Source organism: Maribacter chungangensis, from assembly GCF_042676845.1.
Classification (GTDB): Bacteria; Bacteroidota; Bacteroidia; order Flavobacteriales; family Flavobacteriaceae; genus Maribacter; species Maribacter chungangensis.
On sequence record NZ_JBHTHY010000014.1, the window covers coordinates 455,594 to 475,447 of the forward strand.

The 19,854-nt window shown below is 39.8% G+C and carries 20 protein-coding genes; 9 read left to right on the forward strand and 11 right to left on the reverse strand.

The features are described from left to right. Positions 1–5: 5 nt before the first annotated feature. From ACFQZJ_RS16245 to ACFQZJ_RS16255, 3 genes are all read right to left on the reverse strand, one after another. The gene (locus tag ACFQZJ_RS16245) at positions 6–1,436 is read right to left on the reverse strand and encodes a flotillin family protein (protein ID WP_379935931.1); all 1,431 of its coding nucleotides are present in this window, start codon (positions 1,434–1,436) and stop codon (positions 6–8) included. Positions 1,437–1,440: 4 nt separating this feature from the next. Then, positions 1,441–2,019 carry a hypothetical protein gene (locus ACFQZJ_RS16250; protein WP_379935932.1) on the reverse strand — a complete coding sequence of 193 codons (579 nt, stop codon included), beginning with the start codon at positions 2,017–2,019 and terminating at the stop codon, positions 1,441–1,443. Positions 2,020–2,241: 222 nt separating this feature from the next. Further along, complete coding sequence (locus ACFQZJ_RS16255) at positions 2,242–3,405, reverse strand: beta-ketoacyl synthase N-terminal-like domain-containing protein (RefSeq protein ID WP_379935933.1); 1,164 nt, start codon at positions 3,403–3,405, stop codon at positions 2,242–2,244. 301 nt (positions 3,406–3,706) lie between these two features. Here ACFQZJ_RS16255 and ACFQZJ_RS16260 point away from each other — a divergent pair, with 301 nt between their 5' ends. After that, positions 3,707–4,141: a cytochrome c oxidase assembly factor Coa1 family protein gene (locus tag ACFQZJ_RS16260; RefSeq protein ID WP_379935934.1), complete on the forward strand. Its 435-nt coding sequence runs from the start codon at positions 3,707–3,709 to the stop codon at positions 4,139–4,141. Here ACFQZJ_RS16260 and bioA read toward each other — a convergent pair. Next, complete coding sequence (gene bioA / locus ACFQZJ_RS16265; RefSeq protein ID WP_379935935.1) at positions 4,127–5,395, reverse strand: adenosylmethionine--8-amino-7-oxononanoate transaminase; 1,269 nt, start codon at positions 5,393–5,395, stop codon at positions 4,127–4,129. The genes ACFQZJ_RS16260 and bioA overlap by 15 nt on opposite strands. Before the next feature lie 135 nt (positions 5,396–5,530). Here bioA and ACFQZJ_RS16270 point away from each other — a divergent pair, with 135 nt between their 5' ends. After that, positions 5,531–7,021 carry an ArnT family glycosyltransferase gene (locus ACFQZJ_RS16270; protein WP_379935936.1) on the forward strand — a complete coding sequence of 497 codons (1,491 nt, stop codon included), beginning with the start codon at positions 5,531–5,533 and terminating at the stop codon, positions 7,019–7,021. Here the strand turns inward: ACFQZJ_RS16270 and bioD are convergent. Genes bioD through ACFQZJ_RS16285 form a run of 3 tightly spaced genes read right to left on the reverse strand, consistent with a single transcriptional unit; the run spans position 7,007 to position 9,136 of the window. Further along, the gene (gene bioD / locus ACFQZJ_RS16275) at positions 7,007–7,624 is read right to left on the reverse strand and encodes a dethiobiotin synthase (protein ID WP_379935937.1); all 618 of its coding nucleotides are present in this window, start codon (positions 7,622–7,624) and stop codon (positions 7,007–7,009) included. The two genes, ACFQZJ_RS16270 and bioD, sit on opposite strands and share 15 nt — an antisense overlap. A gap of 2 nt (positions 7,625–7,626) precedes the next feature. Further along, positions 7,627–8,010, reverse strand: coding sequence for a putative signal transducing protein (locus ACFQZJ_RS16280; protein WP_379935938.1), 384 nt, complete (start codon positions 8,008–8,010; stop codon positions 7,627–7,629). 4 nt (positions 8,011–8,014) lie between these two features. Further along, a complete protein-coding gene (locus ACFQZJ_RS16285) occupies positions 8,015–9,136 on the reverse strand; it encodes an aminotransferase class I/II-fold pyridoxal phosphate-dependent enzyme (protein ID WP_379935939.1) in 1,122 nt (373 codons plus the stop codon). 323 nt (positions 9,137–9,459) lie between these two features. On the opposite strand from ACFQZJ_RS16285, the gene ACFQZJ_RS16290 reads away from it, so the two are divergent. The 4 genes from ACFQZJ_RS16290 (at position 9,460) to ACFQZJ_RS16305 (ending at position 14,545) form a co-directional block, all read left to right on the forward strand. After that, positions 9,460–11,727 (forward strand): PAS domain S-box protein, encoded by a 2,268-nt coding sequence (locus tag ACFQZJ_RS16290; protein ID WP_379935940.1) that lies wholly within the window; start codon positions 9,460–9,462, stop codon positions 11,725–11,727. Beyond that, positions 11,724–12,134 (forward strand): response regulator, encoded by a 411-nt coding sequence (locus ACFQZJ_RS16295; protein WP_379935941.1) that lies wholly within the window; start codon positions 11,724–11,726, stop codon positions 12,132–12,134. Before ACFQZJ_RS16290 ends, ACFQZJ_RS16295 begins: the two co-directional genes overlap by 4 nt. 79 nt (positions 12,135–12,213) lie before the next feature. Then, entirely contained in the window at positions 12,214–14,010 is a 1,797-nt protein-coding gene (locus ACFQZJ_RS16300) for a M61 family metallopeptidase (RefSeq protein ID WP_379935942.1), read from the forward strand. Position 14,011: 1 nt separating this feature from the next. After that, positions 14,012–14,545 (forward strand): N-acetyltransferase, encoded by a 534-nt coding sequence (locus ACFQZJ_RS16305; protein ID WP_379935943.1) that lies wholly within the window; start codon positions 14,012–14,014, stop codon positions 14,543–14,545. A 309-nt stretch (positions 14,546–14,854) separates the two neighbouring features. On the opposite strand, the gene ACFQZJ_RS16310 is transcribed toward ACFQZJ_RS16305, so the two are convergent. Next, positions 14,855–15,709, reverse strand: a complete 855-nt coding sequence (locus ACFQZJ_RS16310; RefSeq protein ID WP_379935944.1) for a universal stress protein — start codon at positions 15,707–15,709, stop codon at positions 14,855–14,857. A 432-nt stretch (positions 15,710–16,141) separates the two neighbouring features. Here ACFQZJ_RS16310 and ACFQZJ_RS16315 point away from each other — a divergent pair, with 432 nt between their 5' ends. Genes ACFQZJ_RS16315 through ACFQZJ_RS16325 form a run of 3 tightly spaced genes read left to right on the forward strand, consistent with a single transcriptional unit; the run spans position 16,142 to position 17,205 of the window. After that, complete coding sequence (locus tag ACFQZJ_RS16315; RefSeq protein ID WP_379935945.1) at positions 16,142–16,510, forward strand: DUF2975 domain-containing protein; 369 nt, start codon at positions 16,142–16,144, stop codon at positions 16,508–16,510. Positions 16,511–16,520: 10 nt separating this feature from the next. Continuing rightward, positions 16,521–16,982, forward strand: a complete 462-nt coding sequence (locus ACFQZJ_RS16320) for a DUF2975 domain-containing protein (RefSeq protein ID WP_379935946.1) — start codon at positions 16,521–16,523, stop codon at positions 16,980–16,982. A 1-nt stretch (position 16,983) separates the two neighbouring features. Continuing rightward, entirely contained in the window at positions 16,984–17,205 is a 222-nt protein-coding gene (locus tag ACFQZJ_RS16325; protein WP_379935947.1) for a helix-turn-helix domain-containing protein, read from the forward strand. Between the two features lie 3 nt (positions 17,206–17,208). Here the strand turns inward: ACFQZJ_RS16325 and ACFQZJ_RS16330 are convergent, their stop codons facing one another. The 3 genes from ACFQZJ_RS16330 to atpD all read right to left on the reverse strand — a co-directional run bounded on the left by ACFQZJ_RS16330 (position 17,209) and on the right by atpD (position 19,667). Beyond that, complete coding sequence (locus ACFQZJ_RS16330) at positions 17,209–17,739, reverse strand: hypothetical protein (protein ID WP_379935948.1); 531 nt, start codon at positions 17,737–17,739, stop codon at positions 17,209–17,211. 72 nt (positions 17,740–17,811) lie between these two features. Then, positions 17,812–18,090: a hypothetical protein gene (locus ACFQZJ_RS16335; RefSeq protein ID WP_379935949.1), complete on the reverse strand. Its 279-nt coding sequence runs from the start codon at positions 18,088–18,090 to the stop codon at positions 17,812–17,814. A 68-nt stretch (positions 18,091–18,158) separates the two neighbouring features. Next, positions 18,159–19,667 (reverse strand): F0F1 ATP synthase subunit beta, encoded by a 1,509-nt coding sequence (gene atpD, locus ACFQZJ_RS16340; protein WP_379935950.1) that lies wholly within the window; start codon positions 19,665–19,667, stop codon positions 18,159–18,161. Positions 19,668–19,854: the final 187 nt, after the last annotated feature.

The following is a 19,854-nucleotide window of genomic DNA, read 5'->3' on the forward strand; positions in this document are numbered from 1 at the left end:
CGCTGCTACTCATTCTTTTTTGGAGCGGTAGGGCTCTTGGTATCTTTTGGTGCATCTTCCCCTTCCACTACGTTCTTCCCTTTCAAATACTCCGGCAACTGCATACCGGCCATATTGAACATGTCCTGTAATGGTGGAACCGACTTGTACATTCCCGATATAAAATTGGCCGTAGAATTTTTACCATCTTCCGTTTTGGCTCCGGTGTCCCAAACCGTGACCTTATCTATCTTAATATTCTTGATAGCTTCGGCCTGGGTTTTCACCAGTTCCGGTAATTTATCGGCCACTAATAATAATACGGCATCTTTGGGACTGTCTCCCGCGGCCTGTACTATTTTATCCAAACCTTCGGCCTGTTTGGTCAGTACTTCCAAGATTCCTTGCGCCTCTGCCTGCGCTTTGAACAAGATCGCGTCCGCCTCACCTTTGGCTATACGTCTGGTTCGTTCAGCATCTGCCTCGGCATCGATTTCTACTTTCTTTTTATCAATTTCCGCAGGTACTACGATATCCGCCATCTGTGAACTACGCTCACGCTCTGCCCTTGCCAATTCCGCATCCCGTTCCGCTGCATAGGATTCTTCCAAGGCCTTTGCAGATTGTACTTTTTCGGCAGCAATTGCAGTCCGCTCGGCTTCCGCCTCCCGTTGTCTTCTTAAAGAATCCGAATTGGCTACATTGATCTTTGCAATGTTCTCCCCTTCTACCGCCTTTGCATTTGCAGCGGCAACTTGGGTACGTTCATCTTGCACCGCGTTGGCTTCTCCAATAGAACCGTCCCTATTTTTCTCGGCCACCGATTTACGGGCAGCGTTGATCGCATGGGCAGCGGCTTCTTTACCCAATGCTTCAATATAACCGGACTCGTCAACTATATCCGTAATGTTTACGTTGATCAACTTTAAACCTACTTTTTTCAGTTCCGATTCTACACTTTGGGAGATATTGGTCAAGAATTTATCCCTATCGGAATTTATCTCCTCTATATCCATGGATGCCACCACCAAACGCAGTTGTCCAAAGATAATTTCCTTGGCCAAATCCTGTACTTCCTGTGCACCCAGCCCTAAAAGTCGCTCTGCCGCATTCTGCATCACGCCCGGCTCCGTAGACACCCCTATGGTAAACCTGGAAGGTACGTTTACACGTATATTCTGCTTACTAAGTGCATTTGCCAAATCTACCTCTATGGAAATGGGCGTTAGGTCCAAATATTCATAATCCTGTATTACGGGCCAGATAAAGGCCGCACCACCATGAATACATTTAGCGGAATTACCCGTTCCTACCTTACCATAAACCACCAAAATACGATCGGACGGACATCTTTTATACCTTCGGATAAAGGATATTATTATGATAAAAAAGAACAGGATAGCGAAGCCGATGGCCAATAAAGAGGCGCCTCCACCAAGTTGTAAGGGTACTAGCATAGGGTTATTTATTTAAGAGTTCAACAATTAAAATTCCGTTGTCGGTGATATCCTTTACCTGCACCACCTCCGTTTGGACCAAATCTTTGGGCTCGTCCGTTAACGCATCCAGTTCCCGCAGCGTGCCCTGCACGGTAATGCTAACCTTTCCAATCTTAGAGCGGTTAGCTCCAATGGTCAAATACACCTCGCCGACCTGGTTCAGTGCATTGTTAAGTTTTAACGTGCCACTACTCTGCAATTTGGCCAGATAGTAAAATAAGGCTGCCATGGCCGTCATCATCAAAAGACCGCATATAAAGGAAATTACCACGGTAATCGCAGCAGATAGTCCGCCGTTTATACAGGCTATGCCGGACCATCCAAAAATGGTAAGGAAACCGATCAAATTTTTAAAAGATAAGAATTGAAAACCTATACCGGTATCGCCCTCTATTTCCATATCTACATCACCGGCAATATCGTCTGCATCGCCGCCCAGGAGGGTCATAACGAGCAGTACCACGAATATCGCAGATGAAACGAGCGCCACAAGCCAATAAATATTTTCAAACAGAGATAAGGACTCGTACCATTGTTCCATAATAAAAAGGTTTAGTTGGTAATCTGAAAGATACTATTTTATTGTTGTTATTTTAAGATTACCTGCCGCGCGAACAAAAAAAATTCATTTTGATATTTTCTGAAATTTTAGAGTTCTCCCTACACTAAGACCTTAAACCAGCGTGAAACATATCCGATTAGGAGATATGTAGCTACAAGTAACCCCTACTTACGCTTGTTGCGATGTAACCTAAAAAATGTGTTAGGTGGCAGATAGCAGTATGCTTACCGCGTTCCCACCAAATCCTACGGCGTTTACCACTACTTTTTTAATGCTTTTAGGTAGATGTTGCGGCTTTACAAACGGAACAGCAACCGCTTTTTGATGTTGCAACATCAATACGGCCAGCTCCATATTAAGCATGCCCGATGCAGCAAAAGTGTGACCCACTTTCCATTTATTGCTAGTTAAAAATGGCGTTTTGTTACGGAACACCTTTTTGATAGCGTTAAATTCGGTCTCATCTCCTTTTATCGTTCCAGGGGCATGCATTACAATTGCATCTACCTCGTCTGGCGAAATATTACCTAAAGCCATTTTCATGGAACGTTGAAAACAGAGGGCATCTGCGGAAATAGATACGTTGTGCTCCAAAGGCTCCGTGGCATAGCCGACACCAACGATTAAAGCAAGTGCATTGGATACGGTTCCGCGCTCCAAACAGGCCATAGCGGCGCCTTCCCCTAAAACCATTGAATTAGCCGACTTGTCCAAATCCAGTGCCCGGCACGGGTAACTTACCGTATCCCCGTTTTTAGCATAAATTTTCAAGGCCTGCATTTGGGCAATGGTAAAATCTGTTAAGGGTGCCTCGCTACCACCTACCAGAAACTTATCTGCCATGCCACTTTGCAGCCAGGCCATACCGTTCAAGACCGAATGTAATGCAGTGGAGCAGGTAATGGAATGGGAAATTTCGGGTCCTTGCGTTTGTAAATCATGGGCTACCCATGAAGAAATATTGCCCAATGTTGTGGTTGGCGAGGTCAAGGTTGCCGTCTTGTTATCCCGCAAATACTCCTTATGGTACCGTTCAAACAAAGCAGTTGCACCGCGGGAAGAACCTATGTTGATTCCGAAGTTATCGGTAGGTTTCCAACCAGCTTTTTCCATCGCTCCTCTAGATGTGTATATAGCGAACAAAACAGAATTGTCCAGTTTTCTGTATTTCGAATCTGAATTTCTGAGTATTTCGATTTCGTGTTTTGCATTTTCATCTAACGCCGACACCCATTCCTGCTGCAGCCTAAAGCTTTGTTGTACAAAAAGATGTTCCGATTTTAGGTAGTTGAACCACACCTCTTCAATAGAAATGCCCAAGGCGGAAATGGAACTCATCGCGGTAACGGAAATAGGTTGCATCACAAAAATGAATTATTGGGTAAAAGTAAAAGTTATTACCTTCATCAATGCAAAATCTACGTAAAAAAGCTCAATTGTCCATTAAGTAACAAAATACTCCCGTATCGTAAGAACCTTACCAGAATAAACGATAAAAACATTATAATCAATAATTTATAACTTTAATAGAACTAGTTATTCCTTTTCTATAATTCATGACCTGTAAAAGAGCAAAGCATAATAATTTGAAAACTCTGAAGGGTTATACCACAGAGACTTTAAACGAAAACTCCGTATATTAATCGGTCACTAAAAATTAAAAACAATGAACAACGAACTGGTACCATACCCCAGCTGGTGGAAAAGAAATTGGAAATGGGCATTGCCCTTGGGCGGCTGTTTAAGTTTAGTTGTTGTTTTTATACTGTTTATTGCATCTATATTCTATGGGGTCACCGCAGCATTAGAGGAATCACAACCGTACGAATATGCGCTTGAAACCATAAACCAAGACACAGAAATTACCAGTGTTTTGGGTACTCCTATCGTTAAAGATGGAATGGTACAGGGCAGTTACAAGAATACTAACGGAGCTAAAACGGCCGATATGAAAATTCCTGTGTCAGGTCCTAAAGGCTCTGGAACCTTATTTGTAAAAGCGACAGGAACTGGAGACGACTGGAACTATGATGTCATTAGAATAGAAATTAAGGACGATGAAAGTATTGATTTGTTGCCGGAGGAATCAGAAGACTACTAGCGCACTTTTTATGGCATTGTAAACCTTGTTCAATTGCTCATTTGTAATCACAAAAGGCGGCAATACGTAAACTGTATTTCCCAATGGCCTAAGAACAACGCCTTTTTCCATAAAAAACTGATACAATTTATCACGCAGGTTTCCGTAACGCTCCATTTCTATATTCAAATCAATAGCCAAAATAATACCCATGCAGCGTGCATTCTCCACTTTTGGATGGTCCTTAACCTCAGCCACAAAACGTTCATGGGCTTCTTTGATATACTTGCGCCGTTCCATTATTTCGGGCGATTCCAACAGATCCAATCCCGCCAAGACCGCCGCACATCCCACGGGATGTGCGCTAAAGGTATGTGCATGAAAGAAGCCTTTGGAAACCTCATCGCTTAAAAAACGATCATACACCTCTTGCGAACAACTGGTAATACTCAAAGGAAACATGCCTGCGGTCAACGCCTTACTCAAGCACATAATATCCGGTTGTTGATCCATATTTGCCGAAGCGAAATTTTTGCCGGTTTTACCAAAACCCGTCATTATTTCATCGGCAATACAAAGTACTCCCGCTTTTTTACAGATTGCCAACAAGGCATCCAAACCGGTTGCGGAATGAAATTTCATACCTGCCGCGCCTTGGGCCAAAGGTTCATAAATAAAAGCGGCACAATCGTATGTATCAACAATGTGCTGTAGTTGTGAAACCACAACATCCAAATTATCGGCTTGGGGCACTGGGATACGTTCCACTTTTAACAAAAAATCCTCGAACGGACCATTATAGGAGGAGAGTCCGGAGGCACTCATAGCCCCAAAGGTATCGCCATGAAATCCATCTTCAAAAGCAATGAGCGTATCTCTTTTATCACAGTGGTTATGATGGTACTGCAAGGCCATTTTTATACCTGCCTCAACGGCAGTAGAGCCGTTATCGTTAAAAAAAATCTTAGCCTGATTATTAGGTAGTAATGGTACTAACCTTTCGGATAATTGAACGGCAGGCTCATGCGTAAAACCACTGAACAAGACAAAATCCAACTGTTTCATCTGGGCGGTCATCTTATCGATGATATAGGGGTTGCCGTGACCGTACATACTGGTATACCAAGATGCGATACCGTCTATATATTCCTTACCTTCCTCGTCCCAGAATACGGCTCCCTTTGCCTTGACCATACCTAAAGGAGCTGCCGCCGTTTTATGCTGGGTCAACGGATGCCACAAGTGTTTTTTGTCTCTTTCCGAAAGATTTTTCAATTCAGGTTATTTTGTTGCACAAGGTTTTACGTATTTTGCAAAGATGGGAATTTATTTACTTCCTTACACAGCGGTAAAGACCATACCGGTAAAAGCATCTTAAATAAGGGGTGACGCCATAGGAACGCTAATTTTATGTTGAAGAATAGTATAAAATTTCTTGTTGGGAACTTCAAAGACCTAAACAACAAAAAAGTTATCATCACGTTGTCCTTAGTTAGCCTATTTTTAAGGTTACCCTTCTTTTTTAGAGACTACATAGACCGTGATGAAAGCACCTTTATACTGCTGGGTCAATCTTGGGTAGATGGTTTTCTCCCCTATCTACAACTGTGGGATTTAAAACCTCCTTTAACATTTGCTTTTTTTGCCGCGCTCATATCCATCTTCGGAAAGAGTTTTATAGCTCTGCGAATTGCAGGAACGGTATTGGTTATAGTAACTGCTTTTTTTACCTATAAAATTAGCACTCGGATTACCAGTAAAAAAGTTGCTTTAGGTGCGGCGTTGGGCACAGTTGTATTATTAAGTCTGTTCGGAAGTTTACAAGGTGTCATGTCCGAGCATTTAAGTATGGCTTTTTTTATGCCAGGCCTTTACCTACTTATGGCAAAGAAAAGTAATGGCTGGTTTTTTATTGCGGGGCTCCTTATGGGCATTGTAGTTATGGTAAAACTAAACATGGCCTATCCCATTCTTTTTTTAGGACTCTACCTATGCTATGAAGCAATAAAAACAAAAAGAACCGCTCTTTTTTGGTATACGACCCTCTTTGGGGCAGGAACTATAACCGTTATTCTTGCAACTATACTCCCTTACTATTTAGATGGAAATAGTTTGGTTTGGTGGAAGTCCGTAATACTGGCTCCTTTGGAGTATACAAGCGCACGAAGATACCCCTTACTTAAGTTAGCCCCATTTTTTTTAATTATTACAGCCTTCCTTTTTTTCGCTTGGAAAAAGAAATATGTCAATTTTAAAGACAGGACAGTTCTATTTTTGATTACGGCCATCGTTGGGGTTTTGGTTTCTTTTTTGAAAGGCGGTAGGATCAACGGACACTATTTAATACAGTTACACCCAATGCTCGTGATACTTGTAGCGATAACCCTGAATGTATTGCTTACAAAATACCTAACAAAGATTCCGAAAAGTGTATTGTTTATCCTACTTTTAGTACCTGTAGAAAGCTACTTGGAATACGGCAACATTGTTCGCAACAAATTAAGGCATGATACTTTCTTCAATGGCGAAGGTTTTACGGTACCCGATTATATTAACAAAAACAAGCTGGAAACCAAAAACATCCTATTTCTAGGATACCATATAGGATATTGGAATCTAGGAAAGCTACCACCGACCATGGCATCTACACATCCTAGTAATCTTTGTAGGGACGAACTTTTTCCTTTCTTTAACAATCCAAGAAAAACATCCGTAGAAGAACTAAGCTATATCATGGAAGAATTGAGGCCAAAGACGGTCGTCCTGAGAAAAAACAAACGTATTTTCGATAAAAAAGAACTAGAACAGAACGCCTATATAGAAGCCTATTTGGAAAAACACTACAAACTACATACGACAGTCGAGAATGCGGAAATACTACAACGTTTAGAGGGTTTTTAAAATGGTATTAAATTGCGCTGCATAGCCTTTTATCACTTCCTTGGTAAATACTGTCTCTTCGTTAATTCTACCGATCAAGGAAACCCCGGTTTTATGTAAAATTATATTTTCGGTATGTGGGTTGGCATCTCCACTGAACAGAACAGAAACATCGTATCCTTTTTGTTTCAACCAGTTTATCGTCAATAATGAATGATTGATGCTCCCCAAATAATGCCTGGAAACCACAACAACCTTATAGCTAGGCATGATAATGTCGAACATGGTGTCCTCTTCGTTCAGGGGCACTAAAAGTCCGCCCGCTCCTTCGATGACCAAATGATTTTCCGTTTTCGGTTCTTTAATATGAAAACGGTCTATTCGTACACCATCGATCTCCGCGGCAGCATGCGGACTCATAGGTGATTTTAACGCATAACTATTGGGGTGTATCACCGTTTTGGTATTGGAAATAAGTCTTGCTACTTTATGGCTGTCCGTATTGTCCAGGTCCCCGGCTTGTACCGGTTTCCAATAATCGGCCTCGAGCGCCTCGGTAATAATAGCTGAAGCTATGGTTTTGCCTACTTCTGTAGATATTCCGGTAACAAAGATTTTTTGCATGCCTAACTGGGTTTCGTGATTATGCCACAATTTAAACACTTATATTTTCTTTTCTCAAAAAATGGGAAAAGTTTATAAAAAATACCCTTTCTGGCATAAAACGTCTCCGATTTGCCGGCCTTGCAATTGGGGCAAATTACCGGATTATTGTTATCGTCCAGTGCATAGGCACGTACCTCGTTGTAAATGGCCACTGCGCGTTCCCTATCCTTAGCATATACCTGTAGTTTTACGCCGCCAATGGCATTACTAATTAAGGGATCGGAATTTAAGGTGTTCTCGTCCCGCAGAAATACAGGAATACCTTCGGACTCCAATTTACCTTTTATAATCTGCACATCGGCGGCATATTCAAAGGATGCCAATTGATAAAACCTTTCTTCCATAACCTTAAAGATAGGTTGATAACAATTTTAAGACCAATCCCAGTTCTTCTTTGGAGTTATAACTATGGATACAGAAACGCAAGCGCTCTTTGCCTTCCGGCACTGTTGGAGACAGTATCGCTTTTACGCCAAAACCTTTCTCCATAAGTTTTGTAGCGACAGATTTGGCTTTTCCAACACCTGTAATGATACAGGATTGAATGGGGGATTCACTGGCTATAAAATGCTTTTCTAATCCCTGTTTCTTTACTTCCTCTTTAAAATAGTTAATGTTACCGGTCAGTTTTTGTACTTCTTCCTTGGCGGATGTTGAGAAAAAATCATGTGCGGATATTATTGTCGCTAACGTGTGCGGCGGGAGCGCCGTGGTATAAATGAAGGATTTAGCGAAATTTACCAAATAGTCCCTTAGCTCCTTAGATCCCAGAACGGCAGCTCCATGACAACCAAAGGCTTTGCCAAAGGTAACTGTTCGGGCAAAGACCTTTTTCTCCAGTTTTAATTGGGGTATGATTCCGCCTCCATGAGATCCATGCACCCCAACCGCATGCGCTTCGTCTACAATTAAACGATATCCGTTTTTGCCGGCATAAGCTACCAAAGCTTTTAAGTTGGGCGTATCGCCGTCCATAGAAAAGACACTTTCGGTAACGATATAAATAGTTGCATCTTTTGCCAGTTGGGTAGTGTTGAACGCTATTTTTTCCTTTAGACTATCCATATCATTATGAGAAAAATGATATGATTTCGCATGACTCATTCGTATGCCTTCCCGTATGCTGGCATGTATGAATTCATCATATAAAATCAAATCCCCGCGCTGTGGAACCGCACTAAAAAGACCCATATTGGCATCATAACCAGAATTAAACACTAAGGCCGCATCGGCACTGTAAAACATGGCCAATTGAGGTTCCAAGATTCCGTATAATTTATGATTTCCCGATAACAATCGCGACCCTCCAGAACCGTTTGATGCCACACCTTCATTTAAGAGCAGTTGAAAAGTCTTAGAAAACAGAGTTTCATTTTTAGCAAAGCCCAGATAGTCGTTGGACAAAAAGTCTATATTGCCCTGATGGGCATATAACGTTCGGAGCGTTTTATCCTTTCGTCTCCCTGCCATCAACTTTGCTAATTTTTCCGGAAATTGAATCATCCCACAAAAATAATGTTTCTATTGCATGATTATTATCTTTTTTATTGAATTGATAGCGGTAATGTAACCTAAATTCCATTTGATTAAATACTTTAACCAACCTATCAAATTTCTTTACAAAATCGCTATTAATGATTTGATTTTTAGTATCTTATAAGTAAATGCTAAAATTTGATTAAAACAGCTCTAAAATACTTTCATGTTTAAGATAAAAACTAAATTCGCAAATTATTTATGAAATTTCTTACTTTTTAATGCATTAACTGTAAGAATAACTTCTCCAGAATTCTATGAAGTGGAAGGAAACTACAACCAGACTTGATGTACTTAAGCCCTACGGCCTACTGAACAGTCTACCTGAAAAGGTTTATGATGATATAACACAGCTAGCCGCCGTTGTATGCGGTACGGAAATAAGCGTAATAAAAATTTTAAGTGACACAAAACTACTTTTTAAGTCCCGTTATGGTCTCGCCAATTCAGAAACACCCATAGAAACTTCGTTTTGCAGACATATAATTTCGACACATTTAGATGAACTTATTATAGAGAACGTCCAAAATGACCCTAGGTTCAAGGAGCATCCTTTTGTACTTTCAGAACCTCATATTTCCTTTTATGCAGGGGTTGCATTGGTCAACTCCAATGGTCTTTCGTTGGGAACTTTGAGCGTAATGGACGCCAAACCAAAAAAGCTGGAAGCGCATCAAAAAAAAGCACTTCATACCTTGGCCAAACAAATTGTACAGCTATTTGAATATAGAAAAATATGTAAAAAAAATAAAGAAATCGTAGCTGAGCTAAAATCCAAGGATGAGCTGCTCAACACCATAGTAGAATCAACAAAAATAGGAGTCTGGGAATGGGAAAAACGATCAGACCGCTTACAACTGAACAAACAAGGAGCTGCCATTGCGGGCTATTCCCCTAACGAGTTAAAACAATTGAAAAAGGAACAATGGGACAAGCGAATACACCCAGATGACAGATGGGTCATAAAGGACAAAGTAGACCGTTGCCATGCCAACAAAAACGATATTTATAAAGTTTCGTATCGAATACTCCATAAAAATGGGTCCATAACTTGGATTCACGAAACAGGGAAAGTCACTTCTTGGACAAGTCCAAACGAGCCCCATACCATACAGGGAACTATTAGCGATATTAGCCAAAAGGTACAAAAGGACACCGAACTGGAAAAAGTAAAAAACAACCAGGAAGCCCTAATCAATAGTACAAAGGACCTTTTATGGTCTATAGACACAGCGTACAATTTAATTATCGCAAATAAGCCTTTTAAACAGATAATCAGAGGGGTATTAAAACGTGAGCTCTATGAAGGTGATTCGGTATTATCGCTAGAATTTCCACAAGAAACTATACATAAATGGAAGTCTTACTATGATAGGGCACTAAACGGAGAGCAGTTTTCCACAAAGGAAATACTTCAAGGCCCCTCGGAAACCTCAAAAATGTACGGCTTAGTTTCCTTTAATCCCATTTACGATAAAAATAAAAAAATATCGGGTGTTTCCTGCTTTTCAAAAAACATCACCTCCGAAGTGCATGCACAGGAAGCTATCCTAAGTGCAAAAGAAGAAATGGACAAAATAATGAATACATCCCTCGATATTATTTGCACTGTGGATAAGGATGGCTTCTTTGTAACGATCAACAAGGCATGCTCCCGAATTTGGGGTTACACTCCGAGGGAACTTATAGGAAGAAAATATATCGATTTTGTTTGCCCGCAAGATATTGATGCTACATTACTAACAGAAAAAAAAGTAGCCAACGGAGAAAAGATTGCCTACTTTGAAAATAGATATATACACAAGAATAGCAATCTGATACCTATGCTTTGGTCTGCAAATTGGGACGAGAGTGATGGCATTATGTACTGTATTGCACGGGACAATACCGAAAAAAAATTGGCGGAACAGCAGTTGGCTCAAAGCGAACGCCACTTTAAGACCCTTGTTCAAGAAGGAACAGAACTCATAGCCATTTTTGACCAAGAAGCTAACTTTACCTATGTAAGCCCAACATCGAATAGAACCCTCAAAATGTCACCAGATAGTCTTGTTGGCACTAATGCATTTGACCACATACATTCAGATGACCGCGAAGAAGTATACGCTCAGTTTTTAGAAACCTTAGAAAAACCACAAGTATATATCAGACCGTTTCGATTTAAGAATGGAGTTGGTGATTGGACTTGGCTGGAAACCATTGCCACTAATAAAACAGATGAACCCTCTATAAACGGTATTGTTGTAAATACCAGGAATGTTACCGATCGTATACTCCATCTAAAGGCAATTAAGGAACAAAATAAAGTATTAAGAGCGATTTCATGGAACCAATCACATGTTGTACGGGCACCCGTAGCAAGATTAATGGGCTTGATACATGTTATCAAAGAAGAGGGTCTGGAAAGAGAAGAAAGAGAAAAAATCCTTAACTTTATAATAGACTCGGCGGAAGAAATAGACAGTGTTATCAAAAAGAACGTTGAGCAAACTGCAAAGATAACAGACATAGAAAACCTGAAATGAAATATGAGTTAATACTGATCGAGGACGACCCCATATTTACTTTTTTATTGGAGAAAGCTATTGCAGGAGCCGGATTGGAAGGTACTATTCTCAACTTTTCCAATGGCTTGCCAGCTATAGCTTATTTTAAAAAAAATTACACTAAGGCAGGTAATTATATCATTTTCCTGGACCTTAATATGCCTAATATGGACGGTTATGAGTTCATGGATACGTTTAAGAAGATGGCGCATACAGATAATACCATGGTGTTTATCCTTACTTCCTCTAGAAGTCAACGTGATATGGACATATTTGAACATAATCCGTTTGTAGCCAAATATATAACCAAACCTATTAGCGAGGCCATTATCAAAAGTCTAAAAGAACTCATAGAAGAAAAATTTGGAGAGGCCAGCACGATTTAACAGATGGCTAAATTAGAGGATTTTAAATTTGAACCTCTATAAATTAAAGGCCTTTAGTATCTTAGCCAAAAACATACGCATGCGCCATTCATTTTTCCTTCTTCCCTTGTTCCTGTTTGTGTTCTCCTTAAACGCACAAACCAATACTTACACTATTTCGTTTGAGAATGCCGTACACCACGAGGCTGATGTAAACGTTACTTTTACCAATATAACCAGCGACACCTTAGAAGTCCGCATGAGTCGTTCTTCTCCCGGACGCTATGCGCTTCATGAATTTGCTAAAAATGTGTATGGTTTAAAAGCAACGGACGGTAACGGAAAAGTACTGAACATTTATAGAAAAGACCCTTATTCATGGTTTGTTTCTGGTCACAATGGCACCGTACACATAAGGTACACCCTATTTGCCAATAGAGGTGACGGTACCTACTCCCAAATAGATGAAACCCATGCCCACCTGAACATTCCTGCAACATTTATGTATGCTCCCAAATTGTCCGACAGGAAAATTGAAGTCAATTTTAATGTTCGTAAAGACTTAAATTGGAAAATAGCAACACAATTGCCCTTGGTCTCCGGCACAACCTACGCCGCTCCGAACCTACAATACTTTATGGATTCCCCAACGGAAATAAGTGATTTTGGGCTGCGCGAATTTATGGTCGACGGACAGAACATACGCTTTGCACTGCACCATAACGGCACCGAAGAAGAACTGGACACGTATTTTGAAAAAGTCAAAAAAGTTGTTCTGGAGCAACAAAAAGTATATGGTGAGCTACCCAATTTTGATTACGACACCTACACATTTTTAGCCTGCTACATACCAAACGCCTCGGGCGATGGCATGGAACATAGAAACTCTACCATCTTGACCAGTACTAGAAGCCTGGCCGAAGGCGGGATGGAACGAAACATTGGCACGGTTTCCCATGAATTTTTTCATGCGTGGAACGTAGAACGTATAAGACCAAAATCTTTGGAACCTTTCGATTTTTCCAAAGCCAATATGAGCGGTTCCCTTTGGTTTGCCGAAGGTTTTACGAGCTACTATACCAATCTTATTCTGGTACGTGCCGGACTCATTACTCCAGAAAAGTATGTAGAAGGTCTCACCGGAACATTCAACTACGTATGGAATTCTCCTGCAAGGCAGTTCTTTAACCCCATAGAAATGAGCTATCAGGCGCCTTTTGTAGACGCTGCTACCTCGGTAGACCCCGTAAACCGCGAAAACACTTTTATCTCTTACTACTCTTACGGAAGTATGCTGGGCTTGGCCCTAGATCTTTCGCTCAGAAAAGAAAACCGCAACTTGGACGATTATATGAAACTAGTATGGAAAACCTTTGGAAGAACCGAAAAACCCTATAGTATCACCGATTTACAAAAAACACTGGCACTATATGCAGGAACCGATTTTTCCAATTCATTCTTTGATAATTATATTTACAACAGCAAAATGCCCAAGTATTCGGAACTATTGGGTTCCGTTGGTGTTTCGTTATCGCAGAACCCCGAAATGCCCTATTTTGGAGCTTCCGTAGGCAAAACTAAGGATGGCAACGGACTTGTGGAGAATAATCCCTTTTTGGATTCCCCTGCATACAAGGCAAGATTAACTAAAGGAGATATCATCACACAGCTCAACGGCAAAGCATTTCCCAAAGACCAAAAGTTTACGGAATACATAAAAAGTTTTCCAGTAGGAGAAGCCATAACGGTACAGTTCGAAAGGTTTGGAGAGAAAAACACTACCGAAGTTATCCTAGAACCCGATCCGGCATATAGTATTACGTTAGTCGAAAAATCGGGTCTTGCACCTAAAAAAAGCGTGCTGAAATCGCGAAATGATTGGCTAGGATCAGATTAATATGAACTACGAGTACACTAAGGTAACATCGGACAACGAACTAGAAGATATTCTGGCGTTACAAGGTCGTAATCTGAAACGATCATTGGCTACCAGTAAAACTGCTAGCCAAGGTTTTGTGACCGTGGAGCATAGTTTACACCTTTTAAAGAAGATGAACGCTATAGCCCCCCATGTCATCGCTAAACACAACAATCGTGTAGTAGGGTATGCACTTAGCATGCATCCTAGTTTTGCAAATGATATTGCTATATTAAAGCCTATGTTCCAAGAATTAAACAGACTGGATGTAGCCGATTATATTATCATGGGGCAGATTTGCATCGAAGACATACATCGAAAAAAAGGCATATTTAGATGTTTGTACATTGAAATGAAGGCACAATTTACAAATACCTTTAAGCATATTATAACCGAGGTAGATACTACAAACGTACGCTCCTTAAACGCGCACTATGCCGTAGGTTTTAAAACTCTTGGCACCTATACGTCAAACGACCAAGATTGGGTTATTATTTCCTTACCCATTAGATGAAATAATCAAGACATTTGATTTTAAACCTGACTTAAACGGCTACAACTAAGCTCTGGCAAACCGAACCCAGTTCATATATCCTCTAAGCAACTTACTATGGCAAATGCACGCTACATATACTAATTTATAACGTTATACCAGTTCTATTCTGAAAACCAGCCAAAGAAATTGAACTGTTTTTTTGTCCTTCGAAAAAGAAAAACCGGGCATAGCAGGGTTATGGCTTATTTTTATTTTGAAGTAGGCCGCAAAAAGGAGTAATTTATCGGATGATTTTCACGTGGGAAATAGTATTACTAAGGGGCCGGATTACTTGCTATGCTTTAGAACCAGTACCGGTACCTTAGAATAATACCCTAATTTCTTCACCAAGGGCTTTGAGAAGAGATTACTGAAAAAACTGTGCTTCTGGTTGGTAAATGCTATCATATCACTATTCCTACTTTCAATAAACCCAGTAATGCCATCCTGCACTCCCACCGTGTTCAGCTCGTGAAAACTGTGATCTACATTGGTTAAAATCGACTCCAAAAGAGCCTTGCCTTCTATTTGGTTCCGCGTAAGCTGTTCCGATTTTTTGATATGCAAGACACATATATTTGACTTGTGTTTTTCGGCAATGTTAATCATATATACCAGATCCCGTTTCTTGTAAGGGCCTTTATAGTCCGTAGGAAACACTATTTCCTTTGGAGGTTTAATTTCTAAATGTTCGGGAACCGCCAATACGGGACATTCCGTTACCCCTTCCATCAGTTTTATGGCATTGGTTCCAAATAATAAGGTAGTAGCACCGGTCATACCCTTGGTGCCCATAACGATCATATCAATATCTTGCTTGGCAACAGCTTCTTTTGCAGCCTTGAGCAAGGTTTCAAACGTAACTATAGTTGTAATCCGGTGCTCTGTATTGGTAGTAAAAACCGATAACTCCTTTAAAAAAATTCTAAATTTCTCCTCTGTTTCCCTTTGGGCTATATCGTGGGGTTCATGTCCTCTTTCGGGCAAAATATAGGCAGATCCTCGAATAGAAAAAGGATCTACTTCATAACTATGCAGTAGATAAAAGGAACATGCACGATCCGGATACAATGCCATTATATAACGAACGGCATTAAGTGAATTTTTAGAAAAATCGGTAGGTATTAAAATTTTTTTGTTCATATCTGATTTCCTATTTATCCGATTAAAATAAGCCTATTTGCGCACTAAAACCATGATACTTGTCATAACTTGTTTTAAGCGCATACTTACTTGCGTTCGGTTTCATCGTTCAGTAGGATCTTGTCTATATTACTCGGTATTCCGACTTCCCATTTTTATAGGATACCATGCTCGGGTAGAATTATAGCTGATTTGGGATATCCAATAATTAACAAAAAAGAATTTATTTTATTATTGTTTTTCAATAATATTTATATATTTGTTATTGTTAAACAATAATATTTTAATATGAAGATGTTCGGTCCAAAGTCGTTCTCCCACATCCTGTTTTATTTATTCCGAATACTATCCATTTTGATTCTATTCCTTGTGATTTACATTGACATATCTTTTTTAATAGGTAATTTTACCCAGGAAAACGGAAGGTACTTTATGAATATTCCCTTAACGGGTATATTTATTGAAGGTGATTATCAATTTAACGTAATTCTTACCATTTCATTGGGACTTGTTTTTGGTGCTATCTTCTTCTATGTGCTTTCCAATATTTTCAATGGACTGAAAAAAGATATAATTTTTAACCAATTTGCTATTAAGAGTCTTGCTTACTTTACCATTCTAAATTTGATAGTAGGTCCAGTTTTATACATTCTAATCCATTACGTGATTATGCAAAAAGATAATTACAGGGATATTCATAACCTCATACTCCATATCATCTTTGGTATCGTTGCACTCTTTTTGACGTATATATTTAAGCAGGGTGCGCAAGTTCAACAGGAAAACGAGCTAACTATATAATCTAGTAAAAATGAATAAAATTAAAATACTTTTAAGCTTTATAAGCGGTCTTACTTTAATGTATGCCATAAGCTTTCTTTCAAACCTTTTTGGTCATAACATTTATCAATATTATGAGACAGAAACGCTAGAACAGAAGATTATATTTGCCTACAGTTTACTATCGGAAATAATATTATTTATTGGGCTACTATTCATATCTGTAGGCCTGACCAAAATTATTAAGGCCGGAGTATTTAATTCCATACCTTCCAAATTTTTAAAAATCGGAGGTATTCTCTTTATAGCTGTAGCTTTATGCGATTTTATTTATGTTTTTGAATCGATGATGACACAAGAAAACCCAGAATTATGGCTTCAAAGAGTTTTTACTAACTTTCTCTTATTGCTACTTGGATTAACTTCTCTTATAGTTTCAGATGTACTTCAGAAAGGTTCTCTTCTAAAAAACGAAAACGACCTAACGATATAACATGGGCATCATCGTAAACCTAGACAGGGTATTAACAGACCGAAATATGAAAAGTAAAGAACTGGCTCAGGCTATAGGCATTACAGAGGCCAATTTGTCCATTCTAAAATCCGGCAAGGCAAAAGCGGTACGGTTTTCTACCCTTGAGGCTATTTGTAAGGAGCTGAATTGCCAACCGGGGGATATATTAAAGTATATGAATTTTGAAAACGAAACCAAGTAGTATTTATTTACCCTCTTCTACTTTTACCCAATGACCCTTATGTGCTACGGTAGAATCCCACAAGTCAACCTTTAAAAGTTTTGCCACGCTTTTACCCATTAGCATAACTGTTTCTTTATCATAATTTTGATATATGTTAAAATGCCGATTACCAGCATACCATAAGTTAGTTTCAAAGATAATACTACCGTCTACTTTTGGTTGTCCAAATACAGATACATATTCTATTTCTGGTAAAACACGCCAATTACCCCAACGAATCGGTCCTACACCATAAGCCACCTTATATTGTTTGTTGTTCAGATCGAAAAGAGAACTGCCCACTACCGAAAATGCTAGAGCACTGGGGAGTAAAAACAGAGCTAATTCCAATAGGCTAAGACTACCTCGTAATTTCTTTGTGTCTGTAGTGAACTCAAATTTCACGAAAAAGAAAAAAAGCAAGAATACGATTACGGTATAATGCAACGCAGCAATAACCAACTGCCATAAAGGCCTGTTCCCTTCAGAAATAATCACATTCTTACGTTCCATAATTATGCAAACGAAAAAAGCCGCACGATTAGTACAGCTTTTAATAGACTTAAAACATTTTGTTTGACTGGTCTAGTCTGCCAACACAATTAGTTTATTATCCTTTAGTTCAATAGTTCCACTGGAAATCGCTAAAATAGTCTTGCCACTAGCATCTTTAGTAAACTTGTCCTCATGTTCCTCTTCCAAGGTTATAGTACCTTCTACCTTTACCTTTCCTTCTTGCAATAAGGAAACAACAGGAGCGTGGCCTTGTAACATTTGAAACTCACCATTTATTCCCGGGACAGTTACAGATTTAACTTCTCCCGCAAATAATGTTGCTTCTGGCGATACGATTTCTAAATACATATTTTGATAGTATTAAGTAATAAGTGCCAAGTAATAAGTACTGCATACTCATTACTTTTTACTAAAATTTAAGCCTCAGCCAACATTTTCTCGCCAGCTTCTATAGCTTCCTCGATGGTTCCTTTAAGGTTAAAGGCAGATTCTGGCAAATGATCTAACTCACCATCCATAATCATATTAAAGCCTTTGATAGTCTCCTTAATGTCAACCAGAACACCTTTAAGACCGGTAAACTGCTCGGCTACGTGAAAAGGTTGAGATAAGAAACGCTGTACACGTCTAGCTCTACCTACAGCCAATTTGTCTTCCTCGGACAGTTCTTCCATTCCTAAAATGGCAATAATATCCTGTAGCTCCTTATAACGTTGCAACAACTCCTTTACGCGTTGCGCACATGCATAGTGATCGTTACCTAGAATTTCGGCTGTTAAAATCCTTGATGTAGAATCCAATGGATCCACCGCTGGATAGATACCCAACTCCGCAATCTTACGGGATAATACCGTTGTAGCATCCAAGTGCGCAAACGTAGTTGCCGGTGCCGGATCCGTTAAATCATCCGCAGGAACGTAGACCGCCTGTACAGATGTAATAGAACCTCTTTTTGTTGATGTAATACGCTCTTGCATGGCACCCATCTCCGTTGCCAAAGTTGGTTGATATCCCACCGCGGAAGGCATACGTCCTAAAAGTGCGGATACCTCTGAACCTGCTTGCGTAAAACGGAATATATTATCTACAAAAAACAGTACATCTTTTCCTTGGCCTTCTCCTGCGCCATCACGGAAAAACTCTGCAATGGTCAAACCAGAAAGGGCAACACGCGCACGCGCTCCAGGTGGCTCGTTCATTTGTCCGAAAACGAAAGTAGCTTTAGAATCTTTCATAGCTTCTTTATCTACTTTGGACAAATCCCATCCGCCTTCTTCCATAGAATGCATGAAATCATCTCCATATTTTATAATACCGGACTCCAACATCTCACGAAGTAAATCGTTTCCTTCACGAGTTCTTTCCCCTACTCCTGCGAATACGGAAAGACCACCATGTCCTTTAGCAATGTTATTGATCAATTCTTGAATTAGAACCGTTTTACCAACACCTGCGCCACCAAACAATCCAATTTTACCCCCTTTTGCATAAGGCTCGATTAAATCGATTACCTTGATTCCGGTAAACAATACCTCGGTAGATGTGGTCAGATCTTCAAATTTTGGTGCCTCACGGTGAATAGGCAATCCATTCTTACCTGCTTTAGGCAAATCGCCCAAACCATCGATGGCGTCGCCGATTACATTAAATAAACGCCCATACACATCATCACCTACCGGCATTTGTATCGCAGCTCCGGTTGCAACAACATCAGTCCCTCTACTTAGACCATCGGTAGAATCCATAGAAATAGTTCTAACCGTATTCTCCCCAACATGAGACTGCACCTCCAATACCAATACGGACTTGTCCTTATTGACGATTTCCAAAGAATCATATATTTTAGGAAGGTCTGCTCCTGATTGAAATTCTACATCGACGACAGGGCCAATGATTTGCGAAACTTTACCTGTAACTTTTGACATTACTATACTGTTTATTTTATTTAGTTGTTATACCTGTCAGGTTTTGAAAATCCGAAAGGTATTCGGGCGAAAAATCTTCTTTTTTCAGGCTGCAAAGATATGTTTTTTCAATTTAAACGAAAATTGTTTTTATTCCTTTTTTAAAAACAAAAAAGGCGCTCCATGAGCGCCTTAAAAAATATGGTCT